This is a genomic window from Nonomuraea thailandensis (assembly GCF_024172165.1).
GTDB classification, from domain to species: domain Bacteria; phylum Actinomycetota; class Actinomycetes; order Streptosporangiales; family Streptosporangiaceae; genus Nonomuraea; species Nonomuraea thailandensis.
The window spans coordinates 6,464,470-6,482,562 of record NZ_JAMZEB010000002.1 but is presented as its reverse complement, the minus strand read 5'-3'; the positions used below and the strand labels follow the sequence as shown (position 1 = coordinate 6,482,562).

Here is an 18,093-nt window from a genome sequence, read left to right as displayed (position 1 = left end):
GGTGCCGAGCTACTCACTCGACGGGGTGCCGCTCGACCACCCGGCCGGCTGCTGGCGACTCAAGAAGGGGACGCAGCGCAGGCCGTTGCCCGGCGCGCGGGCCGTCAAAGTCAGCGTGCCGGGCCGGCACGGTGACATCCCGGTCGTCGGCCTTGACCTGGAGGCCACCACGTTTGGCCTGACGTTCAAGGTCACCTCGGCCACCCCTTCGGGGGCTGATGGCGGCTATGAGCAGATGGAGCGCAACCTGGAGGCGCTGTCGGCGCTTCTCGGCACCCGGCATCGGCTGATGAAGTTGCGCTACCAGGCGGGCAACCTCGTCCGCGTCGCCGACGTGACGATCAACGCAGCCAGCGAACCGGAGGTCAACACCGGGGCCGCGACCGCCCGCATCACGGCCGTGGTCGAGGTGCCGGGCGCGCTGTGGCGGGACGACTCCGAGTCCACCTGGGCGGGCGCGCCCGATCAGCTCGCCCAGGCGGTGACCACGCTGGCGGGGGCGACCGGGCCCATCGTGGACGCGCTGCTACGGTTCACCGGCCCGGCCGTGCAACTGTCCATCGGGGACGTCGCCACGGGCGGCTGGGTGTTGCGTCCAGGTGGCCTGCTGGCGGGGCAGCGGCTGCTGATCGACTGTGGCCGGATGCGGGCCGCGGTCGTCACCTCGGACACGTGGGACCTGGCCGCCGGGGATGACGTGACGGGGGAGATCGACGCGATCGGCCCTGGCTCGCAGTTCCGGTGGCTGCACCTGACGTCGTCCGTCGCGGTGGCCGATCCGTTCAGCCGCGCCGTACTGGTTTCGACCTCGGCGACGAGCACCGACGCCCCGTCCAAGGTGGAGATCAGGGCGCGTCGCGCCTACCTCTGACCGGTCTGTGCCCGGCTCTGCTTGGCGGCGGCGATCAGCCGTTGCACCAGGAGCTCGATGTCATCGGCGTCGAGCTCCGGCGGCCACACGGCCGGGAGCATGATGATGCGGCCACGCGGAGTCACTTGGACGTCGATCGGGGGCCGTGAGGTGAAAGCGATCACAATGCTCCACATTCTTCCGTAGGAGGAGGTCGCGCGTGACCTTCGATCTACGGCTCGTGGCCTATGCGCCTTTCGGCGACCGCCTTGGCGTGCTCCCGCATCCGCTGTCGGTCGAGACCGGCTGGCCGCTCAACGACGTGCCGAGCTTGAAGATCGCCTACACCACCACAGCGACCGGCGCGGCTATGCTCGACCAACCGTGCGAGATCGCCACCGAGTGGAGCACGGACGGCACCGTGTGGACCGAAGCGTCGGACTCGCGGTTCCTGCGCATCAAGCGCCGCGGCGACGCCTCCGATACGACTGGGCTGGCCAGGTTCGAGCTGCCGGGCCTCGTGTGGATGCTCCGCAAGATCGTGCTCCATCCCGGTGCGGCGCCGCTGGTGGACGGCAAGAGGGCGTTCCTCAGCGCGACCGCAGGGGAGATCTTGCAGACGTTTATCGGGGAGGCCAAGGGCCGGGGCGCGGTGCCGCTCCTGCAATGGGACTTCACCCCGGACGAGGACAGCGCGGGTCAGGAGTGGGACAAGGTCATCACGATCTACTACCAGCCGGGCATGGACGCGCTCACGGCGCTGCAGAACCTCGCCGAGCAGGGCGTGTGCGACTTCCGCACGTCCGGCCGCACCGTCCAGGTGTTCAACGCCGACACCGCGATGAGCCGCGACCTGGCGTCCGGGCCCAGCCCGGTGGACCTGCGGTACGGGCGCGACGTCGCCGAAGCGCCCGACGAGGGCACGCTGGAGGACACGGCGTCGTCGGTCCTCATCGTCGGGGACAACGGGCTCGTCAAGACGTTCACCAACCCCGCCGCCGTCCAACCGTGGGGCCCCTGGGAGCAGTACGTGGGCGCGGGCGGCGTCTCCGACGAGGGCACTGCGACGATCCTCGCGCAGTCCGCGCTCGAGCGCGCCGGAGGCGAGCGGGTGCAGCGCACGCGCGGCGTCGTTTTGTACGGGGCGCGCTGGCTGCCGCTGAAGGACTACCGGCCTGGTGACCGGGTGCTCGCGCCGGGGGACGGTGGGGCGCTGGAGTCGTTGCGGGTCCGGCAGGTGACGTTGGCGCGCAGCTCGACGGGCGTGCTCGGCGGGTCGCTGGTGCTGCATGACCGGTTCCTGGAGCGGGACATTCGGCTGGCCAGGCGGACAGCCGGTATCGTCGGTGGTTCGACCGCTGACGGAGGGTCCGGCGCGCGACCGGCCCCGGAAGCGCCGGAGCCGCGCACGCCGGCGGCCCCGGCCGGGCTGGTCGTGAACCCGCTCCCGTACATCGACGAGCACGGCCTGCCGCACGGGCAGGTGACGGTCTCGTGGGGCGCGGTCACCTCCGACGTCGGCGGGGTCGCGTTGAACGTGGGCGGCTACGAGCTGTTCATGCGGATCAACGAGACCGGCGCACCGTGGTTCCTCGTCACCTCGACCGAGGCGGGCGACACCACGGCGACGTACTCTCCGCTCGTCATCGGCGAGGCGTACGCCTTCAAGGTGAGGGCGGTGAACCTCGGCAAGGTCGGGGCTTTCTCCGAACCGGTGGCGGTGACGATCCCTGACGACGACGAAGCGCCGCCGGTGCCCACCGCTCCGCAGCTCTCCGCGCGGCTCGGCGTGGTCCGGGCCACATGGGACGGGCTCGGCGTCGGTGCGGTGCCGATGCCGCCGGACTTCCTGCACGTCCGCGTGTGGATGCAAGATCCGCTCGCGCCCGGCTGGTCGGAAATCGGCGTGCTGGGCGAGGCTGGGGCGATCCTCGTCCCGGGCCTGCCGTACGGCGCGGACCGGCAGTTCCGGTTCACGTCCATCGACAGGTCCGGCAACGAGTCGGCCCCGTCCGCGTCGGCGACGATCGCCGCGGTGCAGCTTGTCCGGGGTGACGCCGCGAACGAGAGCATCACGACGGGCGCGTTGGCCGCGAACGCGGTCACCGCCGACAAGCTGGCCGCCGGGACGGTCGAGGCCGAGCACATCACGGCCGGCGCGGTGGTGGCCGACAAGCTCGCCGCGGTGCTGACGTTGTCCACGCGGGTCGTCGCGGGCAGCGCGTCCGGTGCGCGGGTCGAGCTCAACAGCTCGGGCCTGGTGGCGTTCAACGGCTCCGGCCAGCAGACCGCCAGCATCTCGGCGGCCACGGGCGCGGTGTCCATCGTGGGTCAGCTCGCGTCCGGGGTGACCGGCGCGCGGATCGTGGTCAACCCTGCGGGCGCGGCAGCTCCGGAGATCCGGTTCATCCCCGGCAGCGGGATCAATCAGTCGCGCATCTACAGCGACGGCTCCCGTTTTGCCGGGGAGGCGACGCTGGTCATGGAGTCGGGCACCAACCAGGCGAGCACCGCGATGTGCCGTCTGGTCCACGCGGCTGGCTTCTGGCAGGCGGCCATCTTGAACCCGTCGAACGGTGAGCAGCGCGGCGGCGCGGTGTCGGCGGTCGAGGGGCAGGCGTCGATCGGGTGGATGCACCCGAGCCAGCAGGACCAGCTCCTCGTGTTCGACCAGTCCGGGACGTTCCACCGGGGGACGTGGCTGTACGCCAACGACTCCGGCTTGATCATGCTGTCGGTCTCGGTGTCCAGGGGCGCCACCTACTACCAGGTGGCGCTCGGCTTCTCCTTTCCGAGCGTGCCGAAGGTCACGTTCACGGCTGAGCAGACCACGACCATGCAACTCTTCAGCCGCACCAACAGCGACCTGTTCTTCTTCGATCCGTCCGCCGGGACCTCGCCGTCGGCGCGGACGTTCCACATTTGGGCCTGGAGGTGACGCGGTGCCGGACGAATGGCAGGTCACGGAGGTGACCGACACGGCCGACGAGTCGGGGCGGGTCGAGGCGTGGGAGATCACGCTGACCCGCGCCACCGATGGGGTCACGGTCGGGCTGTTCCTGCCGAAGGTGGCGATCGAGTCCACCGCCGTGGCGTGCGCGCTGGCCTCGACGGACGAGGCGATCGACGTGCTGATGCACCGCGCGGTCCACCCGATCTACGAGCCGAACCTGCCCGAAACGAACCCGTGGCAGCTCAGCGGCGAGCAGGCCCGCGCCGCCGTGCTGGAGCGGGTCGAGCGGTGCAAGCGCGACCACGCGACCGTCACGACAGCCGTGCTGAAGGCTCGTACGGCGGCCGCGCGGAAGGCGGCTGACGTGCTCGCGCCGCTGCGAGGGGTGAGGATCGACCCGGTGAAGGCTGCGGCCACGCGACTGGAGCAGCAGCGGGCGCTCCTGTTGGCGGGGACGTGATGGAGGACCTGGTGGTCGAGCCGGGCCGGATTATCGCCGTGCTGCGCCGCCGTATCGAGGAGCTGACGTACGAGAACGCCGTGCTGTCGGCGGCGGTCGATCAGCAGCGCGACGAGATCAACGACTTGAGAGGGACCAGCAGTGCAGGTGATCATCTCGGGTGAACCCGTGGAGTTCGCGCTACGGCTGGCGGCGTACGCGCCGAACGGTGGTCGGCTGGGTGTGCTGCCGCAGCACAGCGGGTTCGAGCTGGGCGACCCACTGAACGACGTGCCCAGCCTCAAGGTGACCTACCCGGACGGCGGGTTGAACGCGGACCTCATCGCGGGGCATTGCGAAGTCGCGGTGGAGTACGCAGCCAACGGCGGCTCGTGGGTTGAGCCGCCTAACGCGAGGTTCCTGCGGATCAAGAGGAGCGGCGACAGCACGGATCGTACCGGTTCCCGGTCGTACGATCTGCCGGGCTGGGCGTGGATGTTGCGAAAGGTCGTGCTGTACCCGAACAGCGCGATGGTGGACGGCAAGCGCCAGTTCAACGCGGTGTCGTCGGGCGAGATCCTGGCGACGTTCATCCAGGAGGGGAAGGCGCGCGGCGCGCTGACTCACCTGGAATTCAACTTCTCTCTGTCGCAGGACAGCGATGGGAAGGCGTGGGCGAAGGCGCTGACGCTGGCGATCGAGCCGGGCAAGGACCTGCTCAGCGTCCTGATCAACTTGGGCGAGCAGGGCGTGCTCGACTGGCGGATGCAGGGCCGCGAGCTGCAGGTGTTCAACCCGGACACGGTGCTCGGCAAGGACCGCGCGTCCGGCCCAGCACCGGTTGACCTGCGGCTTGGCCGTGACGTCACCGAAGCTCCGGACACGGGGACGCTGGAAGACGCCGTGTCAGCTATCTTGATTGGCGGCGAGGCTGGCCTGTCGGTCGAGGTGACCAACGAGGCCGCCGTCGCACCGTGGGGTCGCTGGGAGACCTACCAGTCGCAGAGCGGCGTCTCGGATGTGGGCACGGCGAGGCTGCTGGGCGAGAACGCCCTGGAGCGGGTCGCCCGCGAACGGGTGCAGGTCACCCGCGGCCTGATGTTCGACCGCGCGCGGTGGCTGCCGTTCGAGCACTACCAGCCGGGGGACTATGTGCTCGCGCCGGGCGACGGCGGGGCGATGGAGTCCCTTCGGCTGAGGCAGATCACTCTGTCGGTGGACACGGACGGTCAGGCCGGTGGCAACGTCGTCTTGAACGATCGTTTCCTGGAGCGCGAGATCAGGTTGGCCAGGCAAGCCGCCGGGATTCTCGACGGCGGGGTGGGGTCGGGCGGTTCTGGTGGTGAGCCGGCTCCGGAGACGAACAACCGGACCCCGGCCGCGCCGCAGGGTCTCGTCGTTGATCCGGTCGCCTACCTGGACGAGAACGGGTTCGCCCGAGGCCAGGTGACGGCGAGCTGGGCGGCGGTCAACTCCGACGTCGCGGGCGTCGCGTTGTCCATCGACGGCTACGAGCTGTACGCCCGGGTCAACACCGCTGGGTCGCTGTGGATGCAGATCGCCGTGACCGACGAGACGACGGCGACGTTCTCCCCGCTCGTGGTGGGCACCGAGTACGCCTTCAAGGTGCGGGCGACGTCGGCCGGGATGAAGGGCGACTTCTCCGGCCAGGTGGTGCGGCTCATCCCGGACGACGCGATACCGCCGCCGGTCCCGACGCAGCCGCAGCTCACGACACGCCTCGGAGTGATCCACGTGGGCTGGGACGGCCGGGGCGTCGGCGATGTCCCGATGCCGTCCGACTTCTCGGTGATGCGGGTCTGGATGCAGGACCCGCTCGCGCCCGGGGCAGCCGTGGTCGGGCACTTGGACGCGGCCGGGTCGGTGGTGGTGCCCGGCCAGCCGTACGGGGCGGACCGAGAGTTCTGGTTCACCGCGCTGGACCGGAGCGGCAACGAGTCGGCCGAGTCTGAGCACGCCGTGATCGCGACACAGCCGCTGGTGGACACCGACTTGATCGGCGCGATCATCGACGGTGCCGAGCACATCATCGACGGCACGATCCCCGGCGACGCGAAGATAACAGCCAACACCATCACCGGCCGGCTGATTCAGGCATCCGCGATCCAGGCCGGGCACATCCAGGCCAACGCCGTCGAGGCCGACAAGATCGCAGCGGGAGCTATCCAGGCCGGGCATATTGCGGCCAACGCGGTGACAGCGGGCACCGTTGCCGCTGGGGCGATCACGGCGAACAAGTTGGCGGCCACGGCCATCGACGGTAAGACCATCACGGGCTCGAACATCAGGACCTCAGCGACCGGCCGCCGCATCGACTTGCAGCCTCCTGGCGCGTCGGTGCCGGAGATGCGGTTCTACCCGAGTAGCGGCACGAATTACACGAGCCTGGCAACCTACGACGATTGGTTTCCGGGCGAGGCGACGTTCGAGATCACCTCCGGCACGAACCAAGGCCGGACCGCGGCGTCGTCCACGGTGGTCGCCGCCGGGTTCTTGTCGATGCAGGTGAAGGACTCCTCGCTGTCCTCACCGAACGGCGGCCTGATGGAGATCGCCGAGGGGTACGCCCGCTACGGCTACTTCAAGGACGCCGCCCGAGAGCAGTACTTCTGGTTCGACAACAGCGGCAGGACCAGGCACGTCGGGAAGTGGTGGGACTACACCCAGCAGGGCAACACCGCGGGCGTCTTCGCCGGCTCGGTGACGTTCGGGTCCGGCCAGTTCGCGGCGTTCACCTACGGCGCCACGATGGCCTCCAACATGGGGCCGGTTTGCACCATGCGCGACGGGGCCGCTGGTAACAGCGGCAGCTCGTCGTTCAACCCGAACGCCTACTGGTGCGTGATCGCGTCGTCCGACACCGGATTCACGGCCAAGAGCAGCACCACCACGAGCAAGGCGTACTACTTCTGGAGCCATCGACACTGAACAGGGGACACAGTGCCGCAGATCATGACCACGTGGGATGCCGAACTCGCGTACAGCCACACCTACATGCGCCCAGGCGCGGAGGCCGCGGACGGGAGCCCTGACGGGGCAGCGGAACCCTTGTGGGGCATCTACCTGGTCAACGCCGCTGGCGAGGACGGTGTACAGGCTTTTCCACACTCCGCGTTCGAGTGGCGGGCCGCCGAGAACGGGCTTGATCCGGACGACGTGGCCACGCTGCTGGACGTGATCCTGCACGAAGGGGCTGTGCCCAGCCGCAATGACGCCCTGGTGCACGACGACCCGGCGGCGCTGGCCGTGCTGCAGGAGACCTACGGCCTGCCGGGCGTGTTTACGCCGGGGGTCGCCGATGAGACCCGCCGCCAGGCGTGCCTCGCGCGCATCGCTGCTGTGAAGCGGCACAGACTTCTCATTACCGCCGCTCCGCAGACGGACCGGCAGGGGGCGCTGGAGTACGTTGGCTCCTCCCGTATCGCGCCCGTGGATCCGCTGGCCCCGATCAAGGAGCTGACGCGGATCGACCCGGTCCGTGTGGCGGGCAAGCGCGCGTTCCTCGACTGGGTTCGGGCGACGTCGGAGGACCCGGCTCGGCCCTCGTTCTTCGTTAAGCCTCCGGCCACGTTCGTGGGCATGAAGCCCAACGAGGTGGTGACGTGAGCGACGAGTCGCCGAACCTGGCACTCGCGCTGGAGACGCTGCGCCGCCTGGTCGAGGTGGGATTCGAGCGTACGAACGGCAGCACCGCGCTGATCCTTCAGCGCTTGGACCAGGTGGACGACCGGCATGCCGAGTTGGCGCGACAGGTTGAGCAGGACCGCGCTGCGGCTGAGCTTCGGTACGCCGCGTTGGAGGCCCGTCTGGACACGGTGGAGCGGGAGGCCGTGACACGGTCCCAGCTCGCGGACCGAACCAGGCAGATCATCGCCGTCGTAACTGTGCTGGTTGCCGTGGCGGGCGCGGTGATCGCGCTCATCCAGCTCACTCGCGGCTGACCAGCCGCAACCAACCAAGGAGAACGCCATGCCATGGCTGACGCAGCTCGCGGAGGTCGCGCAGAAGACCGGCTTCCCGGTGACGGAGGTCGGCGGGTGGAAGACCCGTGGCCACGGGCCGCAGGGCTCCGTAGAGGGAGTCGTGTGCCACCACACCGCCGGGTTCAATGATCGGCACGTCGTGGTGAACGGCAGGCCGGGCCTGGACGGGCCGCTCAGCCACATCTGGCTGCAGCACACCGGCCGGATCTGGGTCGTCGCCGCCGGGCGGTGCTGGCACAATGCGCCGTCCACCAGCTCCCACCACATGAACTCCACGAGCATCGGCATCGAGGCCGAGAACGACGGCCGCATGCCGTGGCCGCAGGTGCAGCTCGACGCCTATCACGCGCTGTGCGCCGAGCTGTGCCGCGAGTTCGGCCTGTCGGCGGACAGGATCAAGGGCCACAAGGAGGTCAACACCGGCAAGGTGGACCCCCACTCGATCAACATGAACTCGTTCCGGTCGCAGGTGACTGCGCTGATCAAGAACCCCGGAACGCCCATCAAGCAGGAGGAAGACGTGCCCGAGGTGATCTCTCTGGGGGCCGGTGAGGACCAGGACGTCCCGGCCAGCGGCGAGCTGGCGGTGCGCTGGCACACGGAGTACGCGGACGATCCGCCCGGCCACAACGCGGACGGAGTCGCGGTCCTGGCCAAGGCGTCTCGCTGGTGCATCGTGGACGGCCTGGTCAAGGTCCGCGGCCTGAAGCCGGGCACGGAGATCGACGTGGCCTGGTCGCGCTACTCGCGGGACGGCAAGACGTTCGACGACGACGCCTGGCGGCTGTCGTTCCGCGCCGACGCCAACGGCCGGGTGGAGCAGTCCGTGGGCGGTCAGTTCGCGCTCAACACCAAGCACCAGCTCCGGCTGCGGATCATCAACCCGACCGACGCCGCGGCGGTGGTCGAGAAGGTGACCATGGCCAAGATCGCTATGTTCCAACGCTAAAAGCGATTCCGCTTCTGACAGGAGGCATTTCCATGTCCACGCCTACTGAGACCGCGCCGACGATCGGCCGGATCGTTCACTACAAGCTGTCCGGCCATGACGTCTCCATGATCAACCTGGAGTCGATGCAGTCGTTCGGCGGCCAGAGCGTCATCCGCTCTCCCGCCAAGCTCGGCGACGTCCTCCCGGCGATCATCACTCGCACCTACGAGGGCAGCGGGTCCGCCGTCAACCTCCAGGTGTTCCTCGACGGCAACCACAGCTACTGGGCCACGTCGCGCTCCCAGGGCACCGACCACGGCCAGTGGTCGTGGCCGACCCGCGCTTGATCTTCCCGTTGAAGCTTCTCGCCCAGGTGGCGGGCTGTCCCGAAGGAGGGGCTATGCACGCAGATCCCCAGATCACCTACTCCAAGCCGCCCGTCGAGGCCAAGGTTAAGGCCATGGGCCTGACGGCCTACCTCGCTGGTGTCGCCGGTATGGCGGTGCTGCAGGCGGTCGCCGACGACCCGTCCATGATCGCGTTCCTTCCCGACTGGATCGAGGCGATCGCGCTCCCGCTGGTCCCGACCGCTCTGGCGGCCGTGGCCGGCTTCAAGGCCCAGCACACTCCGCGGCCTGACATCCCGGCCGACCAGCGATAGGTCTTGCCGTTGACGAATGCGCCCCGCTCCTCCCAGATGGGAGGAGCGGGGCGCCTTTTCGCTTTTCACCCTGTAGCAGGTGCATCGTTCATGGCATGACGATTTCCATTTCACCCACGACGGGGCGATGGTCAGACAGCGGCTCGTCCTCCTGGACGACGTGGTGGCTGATGAGCGCTTCCCGCGGCAGGTTGGTGTGGATGCGGTCACACCTGTAAGGGAGGGGACGGCTGACGGTCGGGACGATATCGCCCAGCAGTGCACCCATGTCGCGGAGGCCCGCTTCCTCCAACTCGACCGCTGGACTCCGGTCGAGCTTCTTGCGCACCTTCAAGGGCTGTGAATTGCAGCTTGGCGGAAGCGTGTCCGTGATGGAGAAGGCGTTCATGTCCCCGCACAAGATCGTTGGACGCCCGCGTTGGGAGAGCAGACTGCACGCCTCGGCCTCTCCCCGCCGCTCGTCTGGTGAGGATGGCGCGAAGTGGACGTTACCCAGGACAGCTTCCGTACCTGCGACCTCCACCAGTAGACCGCAGAGAGCGTGCCACCAGGTTCCCGCCTGGTCATGGCGTTCCTCGATGACCCTGATGGGGTCCCGGACGAGCCAGGCCAGGTGACAGCCGTGGTGGGCACTAGACACGGCCCAGGCCCGCATGCCCAGGGCCTGTTCGATTTGCCAGAGCCGCCGCCACCCGTTCATGTGAAAGTTCTTGAGTTCCTGGAGCGCCAGGGCGTGAAGATCGAGGCCGGCCAGCATCTCAACCTGCCGCCGGAGCCGGGAGTCATCGCGGCCGTCGTCGTCGAGGCCGCCCTCTTTCAGGTTGTAGGTGCCTACCCGAATCATGGTCGCAGCGGCCACGGTGACCTCCTCAGAAGGTCGGCAAGCTCATCAATGTGCGTGATCATCACGGCGCCCGCCGGCAGGACTTCGCCCGTACGTAGAGCGCCGTCGTGGCGTATCAGTACAGCGCCCCCAAACCCGTACTGGAGCGCCCCCACGACGTCGTTGGTGAGGTTGTTGCCGACCGACATCACCTGGTCTGGTGGCACGCCAAACGTGGCGATCACCCTGCGATAGAACTCCCGAGCAGGTTTGCCGACTCCGACCTCCTCCGACGTCACCACCGCATCGAACATGTCCTCGATCCCGGCTTGCCGTAGCGCAAGCGAGCGATCCTGGCCCGGCCTATTGTTGCTGGACAAGGCCAGGGCATAGTCAAGATCGTGCAGCTCGCGCACCGCGATAATCGCGCGGGGGTCCACGGGCCTTTGCCCGAGCACGGGATCGACGTGTGTGTTCGGGGCAGAGAGTGTGCCGCCGTAGTCCACAGAGATGCATCTCATGGTTTTCCTCTTGAGCGTCTGAGAAGCCAGACGACGACGTTGGCTCGGCTGGGCCTGCGCAGAAGCCGCACCACCCGCTTCCAGTGATCGCGTAACTCGGCGTTCTCAATGCCGGGCGGCCAGCCGTAATAGCCGCCATCAGGAGTGGGGAGGGGAACCAAGGTTAGGTCCTTCGCTGGTGGTGCTTCTGTCGGGAGACTCGGAAGCATCGCGGCCGTGGGACGACGGTCAGCGTCCTCGTCCCACGGCCGCGTCGCCCCGGACCGGGCCGAAACCGGGGCGGCTGCCGTGGCTGATCTGCGGGGGTTCGCAACCACGGTGGGGTGGCCTATTCCGGGACGCCGCTGTTGACAGTGCTAAAGGTTGGCGGAGCCTGCTGCGGGATGCTGTCGCTTCGCAGCCGGTGTGCCCCTGTGGGTAAGCCGAGGCTTCGCTCGATCGCGATCTCACTCATCTCCACGGCTGCGAGGAGGTCGGCCAACACGGGGACTGGGATCGTGCCGAGTCCAAGCCCGGCAGCCTGCACGGCCGAGGTGAGCGCCTGCTTCTCAGCTCCGATGAGCATCGCTCTGCACCGGTCATGCGCGAGTATCTCTCGCGCGACATACCCGTCTGCTGACGTGAGGGCGTCGTTGATGAGGCGTGCGTAGGCTGGGCCGATCTTTCCGACAGCCGCGAGGGACGTGAGATCGACGACCGCCAGGCCCAGGCGGGCTTGAAAGACGGCGTGTCCCGGCGCTGACCTGCTGGCGAGATACCGTCCGATCATCAGATCGGCCTCGTGCTCCGCAGGCCGGTTGCCAGCGAGATGGCACATCACCGTCAGGCACGCCGCGACCTGCTCCTCCCACGGCTCGGTGAGTGTGCTGTTGTTCAGCACTGCGAGCGCGGTTTCCGTGTCGCCAGCAAGGCAGGTGGCCACGATCTTGACCTGGCGGCCGTCCATCAGGTGCAGGCCGATTCCCTTGTTGCGCTCGATGTGGGCGAGGGCGTCTCGCCAGCGGCCGAGGCGTACGAGGGCGCGGGCGCCTTCAGACAGGTAGACGCGATATGCCCAGACACGTAACTCTTGGTACTCTTCTGGGCTGCCGGTCAGGTCCCGAGTCGGCAGAGTTCGGCCCTCGATTATGGCCTCCGTGTTGGTGGCGATGGCGTGGTGGAGGGTGTCGAGCAGGGCCCATGCCGTTGCCGCGTCGCCTGCGCGCAGGCGCAGGCGAGCAAGGTTGATGGCTGGTTCGAGCATGTGTCTGGCCTGGCGGATGGTGAGGTGACCAACCCGGTGGTATGGGGCGATCTGACGCCAGCACAGTTCTTGCGCGAGGTCCGGCAGGTCGCAGTCGCTGGCGATGAGCGCGGCGGTGTTGAGTGCCTGGGCGGCGGCAAGTAGAGGCTCGGCCGCGTGCTTCGTACTGCGGGCGAGGCTGCCGACCTCGGCGATCCGCTCGGTGAGGGGCGAGTAGGGAGGGCGGGGCCGGTTGACCAGCGGCCACCACCGGGTGAGCTGGGCAACGTCGGGTGTCGTCATGGCCGGCTCCCGGCGGGTAGGAGTGCTTCGCACGCTGCACGGCTGAGGACGCCCTGTGTGGTTGCGGGCAGGCCGAGCCTGTTCCAGTGGAAGATCACGTGGTGGCCGAAGATGTGGCGGATGCCGCGGGTGAGGTGCCCGGCGGTGGCGGCCTCGTACAGGGATTGCCCGGCGTGGCGGAAGTTGTCGGCCCACGGTGCGGCGAAGGCGAGCGGCCCGGCGGGGGTGATGGGGCCGAGAGGGGAGGCGACCAGAGGGCGGATCTTGTCGGCCAGCGCCTCCAGTTGGCCGGGAGGTGGGGTTTCGGGCAGGGGGCGGAGTTCGGCGACGCGGTGCCAGACGTCGCCGCGCTCGAAGCGGTCCAGGGACGTGCTCAACATGGTGCCGAGGAGCAGCATCGACACCTCTCTGCGGCCTACATTCGCCGCCGGGCGCCGCAGATAGGTGACGATGTGTCGGCTGTCGGCGCAGAACAGGTCGTGGGCGATGTCCATGCCGGTTCCGCTGCCGAACGCGGCGGTTTCCGGCTCGTAGATCGCCGTACCCCAGCGTGAGATCGCCCCAGAGCTGGCGAGGTCGTTCAGCGCGGCGTTGACCGCTGTTCTCGTGTCGGTGGTGGCGGCGCGCAGGCGTAGCCGCAGTTTCAGGCCGGGCTTCTTGCGGATGAACCACCAGGCGTCGACCAGGTCGTGAAGGCTGTCCAGGTGCTGGCCGAGGGCGGTAACTGCGGCGTCGGCGCTGCCGGGGAACTTCACGTTGATCTGGTACCAGTCGTGCCCGGCGGCGTGTGTTTCGAGCGCCTCGCGGCCGGCGTTCTGGTAGAGCTCGACCATCGCGGTGAGGTTCTCCGGAGGTGTGTTGATGGCGGATGCGGCCACCTTGATGGGCGTGTCGGATAGGACCGCGAGTACGGCCTTGGTCAGGTCAGCAGGTGCGGTGGTGGTCAGGTGATCAGTAGACATGTGTCCCATCCCGAGTGCGGGGGTAGGTTGCGGGCGGCCGTGTTCAACGCAAGAGCCAGACCCGCGGACCCGGTGAGCAGGCTGCCGTCGGCGTGCGCGTCGGCTTGGTCGAGCATCGCCGCCAAGGCGGGCAGACAGGTGGCGATGTCGGGGGTGAGGGCGTCGCGGGCAGCTCGCCACGCGGTCTGGTAGACGCCGGCGACGCCGTGGCAGAGCCCGGGGTCGGTGAGATACGCGAGCTGGGTGGGGTCGGCTAGGCAGGCGGCGAGGGCATGCTCGGCGAGGTGTTGCCGGGTGGTGTCGCCGAGGGCGATGGCGGCCATCTGCTGAGCGCGGGCGATGCCCACGGTGCCGTAGCACCAGGAAGGGCGGCCAGGCCCAAGCAGCCGTGTTCGGCCGCACTCCAGGTCTGCGCGGGTGATCCACTGCGGCCACCACGGTCCGGTCTCTCCGTCCTGCTGCCATGCGTCGAGGAAGGCGCAGATTCGCCGGATGGCGTCGGTTTGGCCGTCCACGGCGATGCCGTCGCGGAGCGCGATGGCGAGCAGAGCCAGGACGCCCGTGATGCCGTGTGCGATCCCGAGGTTGGCGTGCCCGCCTGGGGTGGGGACGGTGGAGGCAGGATCATGGGCGACCCACCAGCCTGGGAGTTTGTCCAAGGTCGGGCAGGTCAGCCGTACCAGGTGGCTCAGGATCGGTTCGAGGATCCCGGAGTCGGGCAGGTGGCGCAGCAGCAGGACGGCGATCCCGGTCAGGCCGTGGAACAGGTCGTGGTCCGCGAACCTCGCCGCCTCTCCATCTGCGGTCCGGGCGGTCACGCCGGCCAGGCGGCGTTCGGCGAGTCGGATGACGTGCGCGTCGATGGCGGCGGTGGCACGGTCGTAGCGGCCCGTCCGGGTGGCGTGCAGGGTGAAGCTGATGGCCGGGGCACCGAAGTAGAGCCCGGCCTGGTCTGCAGCACTGATCTCGTTGCTGGTGGCGGCCGTGATCCACGCGTGCGCGGTGTGCCATGGTTGCACCCCGGTGTGGGCGCGTTCGATGTGGAGCAGCGCGGTTCCGGCTGCGCCTGAGGCCAGCGACTGCGCCATGGGCTCGTTGGCAGGAGCGGTCATCGTTGGTCCTGTTCGGCGCGGGCCAGGACGCGCAGGGCGGCGGCGCGGGCCAGCCGGTTGGTGACGCTCTCAACGTCGGGATCGACGCCGAGGGCGCGCACGTGGTGGTCGTGCAGCAGGGACCGCAGCACGGTAATGGGCGCGTGGCGATGGCGGGAGAGCTGGGCGCTGTAAACGTTGAGCGTGGCCCGCCGTACAGTCCACGCGCGGGCCACCTCTTCCCCGCCCGCGTGTTCTCGGAGAGCCCGGTAGCCGTTGGCGGGCTCGGCCAGGAGCCGGCTCGTGTCACGTAGCGTCCGGTCGAGCTCCCCATACTCTCGCGGAAGCTGGTTGACCAGCCATCCGTACCCGTCGCCCGAGGAAGAGGCGAGCCCGGCGGCAAGATCGGCCATCGACGCCGCGGCGATCGCCTGATCGGGCAGGCCGGAGCGGGAGGCCATGGTGATCTGGGCCAGTGCCGCAGCCGAGTCAGCGGCGGCGACCCGATGCGAGGTGGCCAGCGCCGTGCCGGGACCGTAGCGGCCGGTCTGCGGCTGGTAGGCGGCCAGGCGCAGACGGGCGAGGAGCCCCTGCGTTTGCAGGCGGGCGGCGAAGTCGGCCAGGCGGGCAGCCGCAGCGGCGTACTGGTCAGGGCCGGACAATTGCAGGTAGAGCCAGAGCTGCTGGAGACTATCGGGCCGAAGGGTGTCGCGGTGACGGCGGAACCACCAGCGCTCCAGATCGAGGGCTTGCAGGAGCCGAGGCAGATGGCTGGTCAGGATCTCGTCGTAGCGGGCGGGGTGACCGGACAACTGCGCGTGAACCACGTCGCCGGCGCCGGGCATCAGCATCGCGGTGGGCCGCTCCATGACAGCAGGTGGGGCAGGGCCGCTGTGGGCAGACGGGGCGGCGGTCAGCGTGGCAAGGAACTCGCAGGCCCGGCCAGCCCAGTCTTCACGGGGATGTTCGCGGAGTTCGACCTGTCCGGCGCGTTCGAGACGGGTCCGCAGCAGGCTCCGGTCTAGACGAGCGTCGAGGTCGAGCGGAAGCCGGGCCTCCTCCTGGTACAGCACCACCCAGGAGGGGACGCGCCATCGGTCACGCCACGCGGCGAGGTGCTTGTCCCACCTCTGCGTAGAGTCGCGCCGCGTGCCCAGGTCGGAAGCGGTGAGGATCCAGCGGGCCGGGGCCAGCACCGTCCGGCCGTAGCGCAGGCGCGGCAGGTGCGGCAGCTTGCGGGCCGCGCCCCAGTCGAACAGCCCGTAGACAGCGTGGCGAGCGCACGGCACTCCAGCAAGGAACCGGGCCAGCGGCGGAGTGTGTGCCGACGCCTCCAGCGCGTGCAACGCCCAGGGCACAATGCGGCGGCGGGTCGAGATCTGGACCAGATACATCTGGGTCGCGTCAGCGGTCACCGCGAGGTCGTCCACGTTGATCGGGACCGTACCGGTAGTGGGATGCTCGGCGAGGTGGATCACTGCGGGCAGGAGTCGCGGGACTCGGACGACGTTCTCGTTGTGTCTGCGGCGGGGCGGGAAGGACAACTGCGCCGCCACCGCCTCACCGTCAGGTGCAAAGGAGGCAGCCAGTAGTTCCCGCTCCTGTGGGGGCAGCAGGTGGGCGAACCGGCCGGCCATGCTGCTGCTGGTCCTCGGCGCACCGGTCACCCACAAGACGAACGCGCCCCGTGTGACCGCGTCCGCCGATGCCGCCTCCAGATGGAAAGGCAGCTCGGCGCGCTGTGGGACGACCATCTCTCCGGGGTTGCCGACCGTCAGGTCCTGAATCAGCGGCTCAGTCAGCGTGATCTCCGCGCGGCCGTCCACCATGGCCTGCTGGATGAGCGCCAGCAGGACGCTGTCGCGGCCACTCAGAGGTCGCACAGGCCGGCCACGCGCCGCGCCGATGAAGTCAGCGGGAAACCCGAGTCCTGAGTCTGCGATCAGTTCCCGTACCGGTACGAGGGCGCCCGGCCCGTATAGTGCCCGGAACGCGAGGTGATAGTCCCGCCAGACTTCCGGCCCGAACGGGCGAGTGGTCAGGCGCAACAGCACCGACGCGGCCGCGGCTGCCTCGTCGAAGACGGTGCGCGGCAGGCTGATCCGCCCGTCCACTGCGGTGTCGGCGGCCAGCACGGTATCGGTGCCGCCGCAAGCGGAGATCATCCGATCTGCGACGGTGGCCATGTCGGCGTGCGCCAGCGGATCGCCCGCAGGAGGGCGGGTCAGTTGATGTTGAATGTCTTCGAGGTCCTGCAGAAGGTCCGCGATATCGGCAAGGTCGTTGCCGGCGGCGTGCAGATGGCTGATCACGTGTGGCAGGCCGTCCACAACGGTTGAGGGCGGACGCAACGCGGTGAGCAGGAACCCTTGCGCGACGAGACTCGCCAGCATGTCAGTGATCGTGGCGCGTGTGGAGGCAGGAAACGCCGCGTGGAGCTGCTCGGCGAGGCAGCCGAACGTGACCGAAGCGCTTGCCGCCTTCAGGGCGAGCTGTACGGGCCGGGTGTGGCGGATCGAGACCTCGGTCAGTGGGCCCGGCCGCCCGGCGCTGGGCCGGTCGGTGATGGCAACCCTGTCGCCACGTACGAAGCACGAGTTGTTGACCACCACTGGCAGGCGGGCCAAGAGTTCGGGATGACTCTCCAGCCGGTCAACGAGCGCGGCGAGCCATTGTCCATCGGCGCGTATCGCCACCCGGTGATCGGGGCCGAAGCGGAGCGCTGCGGCAGGCCCAATGTTTGCTGGTGTGATCCCGGCGAACAGCCCGAACGGGGTCGGGCGGCGATGCCAGCGCACCAGATAGGACGCCACTGCCCGCGTGAGCCGCCGTAGCTGCTCGGCGCTCGCCGTCTCGCAGGTGACGATGTCGAGCCGTCCGGCCAGTGACGGGCTGGCCAGGCGCAGAGCTGCCCGTACGTCGGGACGCGCCCAGATCTGGGTCAACCATCGCCGATCGGTCTCTGCCTGGGCGGCGGGATCGTCGTGGTGGTCGGGCACGTCTAACCCGTCCGGATAGGTGCTCACCCGGGCCAGCATTGGGCCGGAGGGCGAGAAGAACAGCGCTGATCTCATGATCCTCCGCCTCAGGGGTGGGGCTGTCGGCGCCGCCAAGGGCACGGCACCGACAGCGGGGTTACGTCGTCGTCAGAACGGGTCGGCGACGGCGGTGGCGCAGGAGCTGTTGCACGAGGGGTTGCAGTTGTCGTCGGTGTTGCACGCCAGTACGGGCAGCGGCACGCTCGCCTCGATCACGCGCATGTCGAGCTCGAACTCGTCAGGGATCTCCTCGGCAGCCAACCCCTGGGGTGCCTCGACGATGTTGATGGACACT

The 18,093-nt window shown here is 68.9% G+C and carries 18 protein-coding genes; 10 read left to right on the top strand and 8 right to left on the bottom strand.

Annotation, left to right across the window (positions count from 1 at the left end; translation table 11 throughout):
• Position 1: 1 nt before the first annotated feature.
• Positions 2–871 carry a hypothetical protein gene (locus HD597_RS33330; RefSeq protein ID WP_253747141.1) on the top strand — a complete coding sequence of 290 codons (870 nt, stop codon included), beginning with the start codon at positions 2–4 and terminating at the stop codon, positions 869–871.
• Here the strand turns inward: HD597_RS33330 and HD597_RS64905 are convergent.
• Positions 862–996: a hypothetical protein gene (locus tag HD597_RS64905; RefSeq protein ID WP_276083092.1), complete on the bottom strand. Its 135-nt coding sequence runs from the start codon at positions 994–996 to the stop codon at positions 862–864. The genes HD597_RS33330 and HD597_RS64905 overlap by 10 nt on opposite strands.
• A gap of 74 nt (positions 997–1,070) precedes the next feature.
• Here HD597_RS64905 and HD597_RS33325 point away from each other — a divergent pair, with 74 nt between their 5' ends.
• The 9 genes from HD597_RS33325 (at position 1,071) to HD597_RS33285 (ending at position 9,838) form a co-directional block, all read left to right on the top strand.
• Positions 1,071–3,788 carry a phage tail protein gene (locus HD597_RS33325; protein WP_253747139.1) on the top strand — a complete coding sequence of 906 codons (2,718 nt, stop codon included), beginning with the start codon at positions 1,071–1,073 and terminating at the stop codon, positions 3,786–3,788.
• Positions 3,789–3,792: 4 nt separating this feature from the next.
• Positions 3,793–4,263, top strand: coding sequence for a hypothetical protein (locus HD597_RS33320; RefSeq protein WP_253747138.1), 471 nt, complete (start codon positions 3,793–3,795; stop codon positions 4,261–4,263).
• On the top strand, positions 4,263–4,427 hold the full coding sequence (locus HD597_RS33315) for a hypothetical protein (protein ID WP_253747137.1): 165 nt from the start codon (positions 4,263–4,265) through the stop codon (positions 4,425–4,427). Before HD597_RS33320 ends, HD597_RS33315 begins: the two co-directional genes overlap by 1 nt.
• A gap of 121 nt (positions 4,428–4,548) precedes the next feature.
• Entirely contained in the window at positions 4,549–7,191 is a 2,643-nt protein-coding gene (locus HD597_RS33310) for a phage tail protein (RefSeq protein WP_253747136.1), read from the top strand.
• 24 nt (positions 7,192–7,215) lie between these two features.
• Entirely contained in the window at positions 7,216–7,869 is a 654-nt protein-coding gene (locus tag HD597_RS33305; protein WP_253747135.1) for a hypothetical protein, read from the top strand.
• On the top strand, positions 7,866–8,204 hold the full coding sequence (locus HD597_RS33300; RefSeq protein WP_253747133.1) for a hypothetical protein: 339 nt from the start codon (positions 7,866–7,868) through the stop codon (positions 8,202–8,204). Before HD597_RS33305 ends, HD597_RS33300 begins: the two co-directional genes overlap by 4 nt.
• 28 nt (positions 8,205–8,232) lie before the next feature.
• Entirely contained in the window at positions 8,233–9,195 is a 963-nt protein-coding gene (locus HD597_RS33295; RefSeq protein ID WP_253747132.1) for a peptidoglycan recognition protein family protein, read from the top strand.
• 32 nt (positions 9,196–9,227) lie between these two features.
• Positions 9,228–9,524, top strand: a complete 297-nt coding sequence (locus HD597_RS33290; protein ID WP_253747131.1) for a hypothetical protein — start codon at positions 9,228–9,230, stop codon at positions 9,522–9,524.
• Between the two features lie 53 nt (positions 9,525–9,577).
• Positions 9,578–9,838 carry a hypothetical protein gene (locus HD597_RS33285; protein WP_253747130.1) on the top strand — a complete coding sequence of 87 codons (261 nt, stop codon included), beginning with the start codon at positions 9,578–9,580 and terminating at the stop codon, positions 9,836–9,838.
• Positions 9,839–9,926: 88 nt separating this feature from the next.
• Here HD597_RS33285 and HD597_RS33280 read toward each other — a convergent pair whose 3' ends face one another.
• From HD597_RS33280 to HD597_RS33250, 7 genes are all read right to left on the bottom strand, one after another.
• Entirely contained in the window at positions 9,927–10,697 is a 771-nt protein-coding gene (locus HD597_RS33280) for an endonuclease/exonuclease/phosphatase family protein (protein WP_253747129.1), read from the bottom strand.
• Positions 10,679–11,182, bottom strand: coding sequence for an HAD family hydrolase (locus tag HD597_RS33275; protein ID WP_276083091.1), 504 nt, complete (start codon positions 11,180–11,182; stop codon positions 10,679–10,681). The genes HD597_RS33280 and HD597_RS33275 overlap by 19 nt, the downstream gene beginning before the upstream one ends.
• Positions 11,183–11,510: 328 nt before the next feature.
• On the bottom strand, positions 11,511–12,707 hold the full coding sequence (locus tag HD597_RS33270; RefSeq protein ID WP_253747127.1) for a hypothetical protein: 1,197 nt from the start codon (positions 12,705–12,707) through the stop codon (positions 11,511–11,513).
• Positions 12,704–13,669: a thiopeptide-type bacteriocin biosynthesis protein gene (locus tag HD597_RS33265; protein ID WP_253747126.1), complete on the bottom strand. Its 966-nt coding sequence runs from the start codon at positions 13,667–13,669 to the stop codon at positions 12,704–12,706. Before HD597_RS33265 ends, HD597_RS33270 begins: the two co-directional genes overlap by 4 nt.
• Positions 13,651–14,781, bottom strand: coding sequence for a lanthionine synthetase C family protein (locus HD597_RS33260; protein WP_253747125.1), 1,131 nt, complete (start codon positions 14,779–14,781; stop codon positions 13,651–13,653). The genes HD597_RS33265 and HD597_RS33260 overlap by 19 nt, the downstream gene beginning before the upstream one ends.
• On the bottom strand, positions 14,778–17,834 hold the full coding sequence (locus HD597_RS33255) for a lantibiotic dehydratase (RefSeq protein ID WP_253747124.1): 3,057 nt from the start codon (positions 17,832–17,834) through the stop codon (positions 14,778–14,780). The genes HD597_RS33260 and HD597_RS33255 overlap by 4 nt, the downstream gene beginning before the upstream one ends.
• Positions 17,835–17,906: 72 nt before the next feature.
• On the bottom strand, positions 17,907–18,092 hold the full coding sequence (locus tag HD597_RS33250; RefSeq protein ID WP_253747122.1) for an FxLD family lanthipeptide: 186 nt from the start codon (positions 18,090–18,092) through the stop codon (positions 17,907–17,909).
• Position 18,093 lies beyond the last annotated feature (1 nt).

Bases quoted from the DNA above. Each gene is read 5' to 3' on its own strand.
- HD597_RS33260 (WP_253747125.1), bottom strand. From the start codon at position 14,781: ATGACCGCTCCTGCCAACGAGCCCATGGCGCAGTCGCTGGCCTCAGGC.
- HD597_RS33275 (WP_276083091.1), bottom strand. From the start codon at position 11,182: ATGAGATGCATCTCTGTGGACTACGGCGGCACACTCTCTGCCCCGAAC.
- HD597_RS33290 (WP_253747131.1), top strand. From the start codon at position 9,228: ATGTCCACGCCTACTGAGACCGCGCCGACGATCGGCCGGATCGTTCAC.
- HD597_RS33295 (WP_253747132.1), top strand. From the start codon at position 8,233: ATGCCATGGCTGACGCAGCTCGCGGAGGTCGCGCAGAAGACCGGCTTC.
- HD597_RS33305 (WP_253747135.1), top strand. From the start codon at position 7,216: ATGACCACGTGGGATGCCGAACTCGCGTACAGCCACACCTACATGCGC.
- HD597_RS33285 (WP_253747130.1), top strand. From the start codon at position 9,578: ATGCACGCAGATCCCCAGATCACCTACTCCAAGCCGCCCGTCGAGGCC.
- HD597_RS33255 (WP_253747124.1), bottom strand. From the start codon at position 17,834: ATGAGATCAGCGCTGTTCTTCTCGCCCTCCGGCCCAATGCTGGCCCGG.
- HD597_RS33265 (WP_253747126.1), bottom strand. From the start codon at position 13,669: ATGTCTACTGATCACCTGACCACCACCGCACCTGCTGACCTGACCAAG.
- HD597_RS33270 (WP_253747127.1), bottom strand. From the start codon at position 12,707: ATGACGACACCCGACGTTGCCCAGCTCACCCGGTGGTGGCCGCTGGTC.
- HD597_RS33315 (WP_253747137.1), top strand. From the start codon at position 4,263: ATGGAGGACCTGGTGGTCGAGCCGGGCCGGATTATCGCCGTGCTGCGC.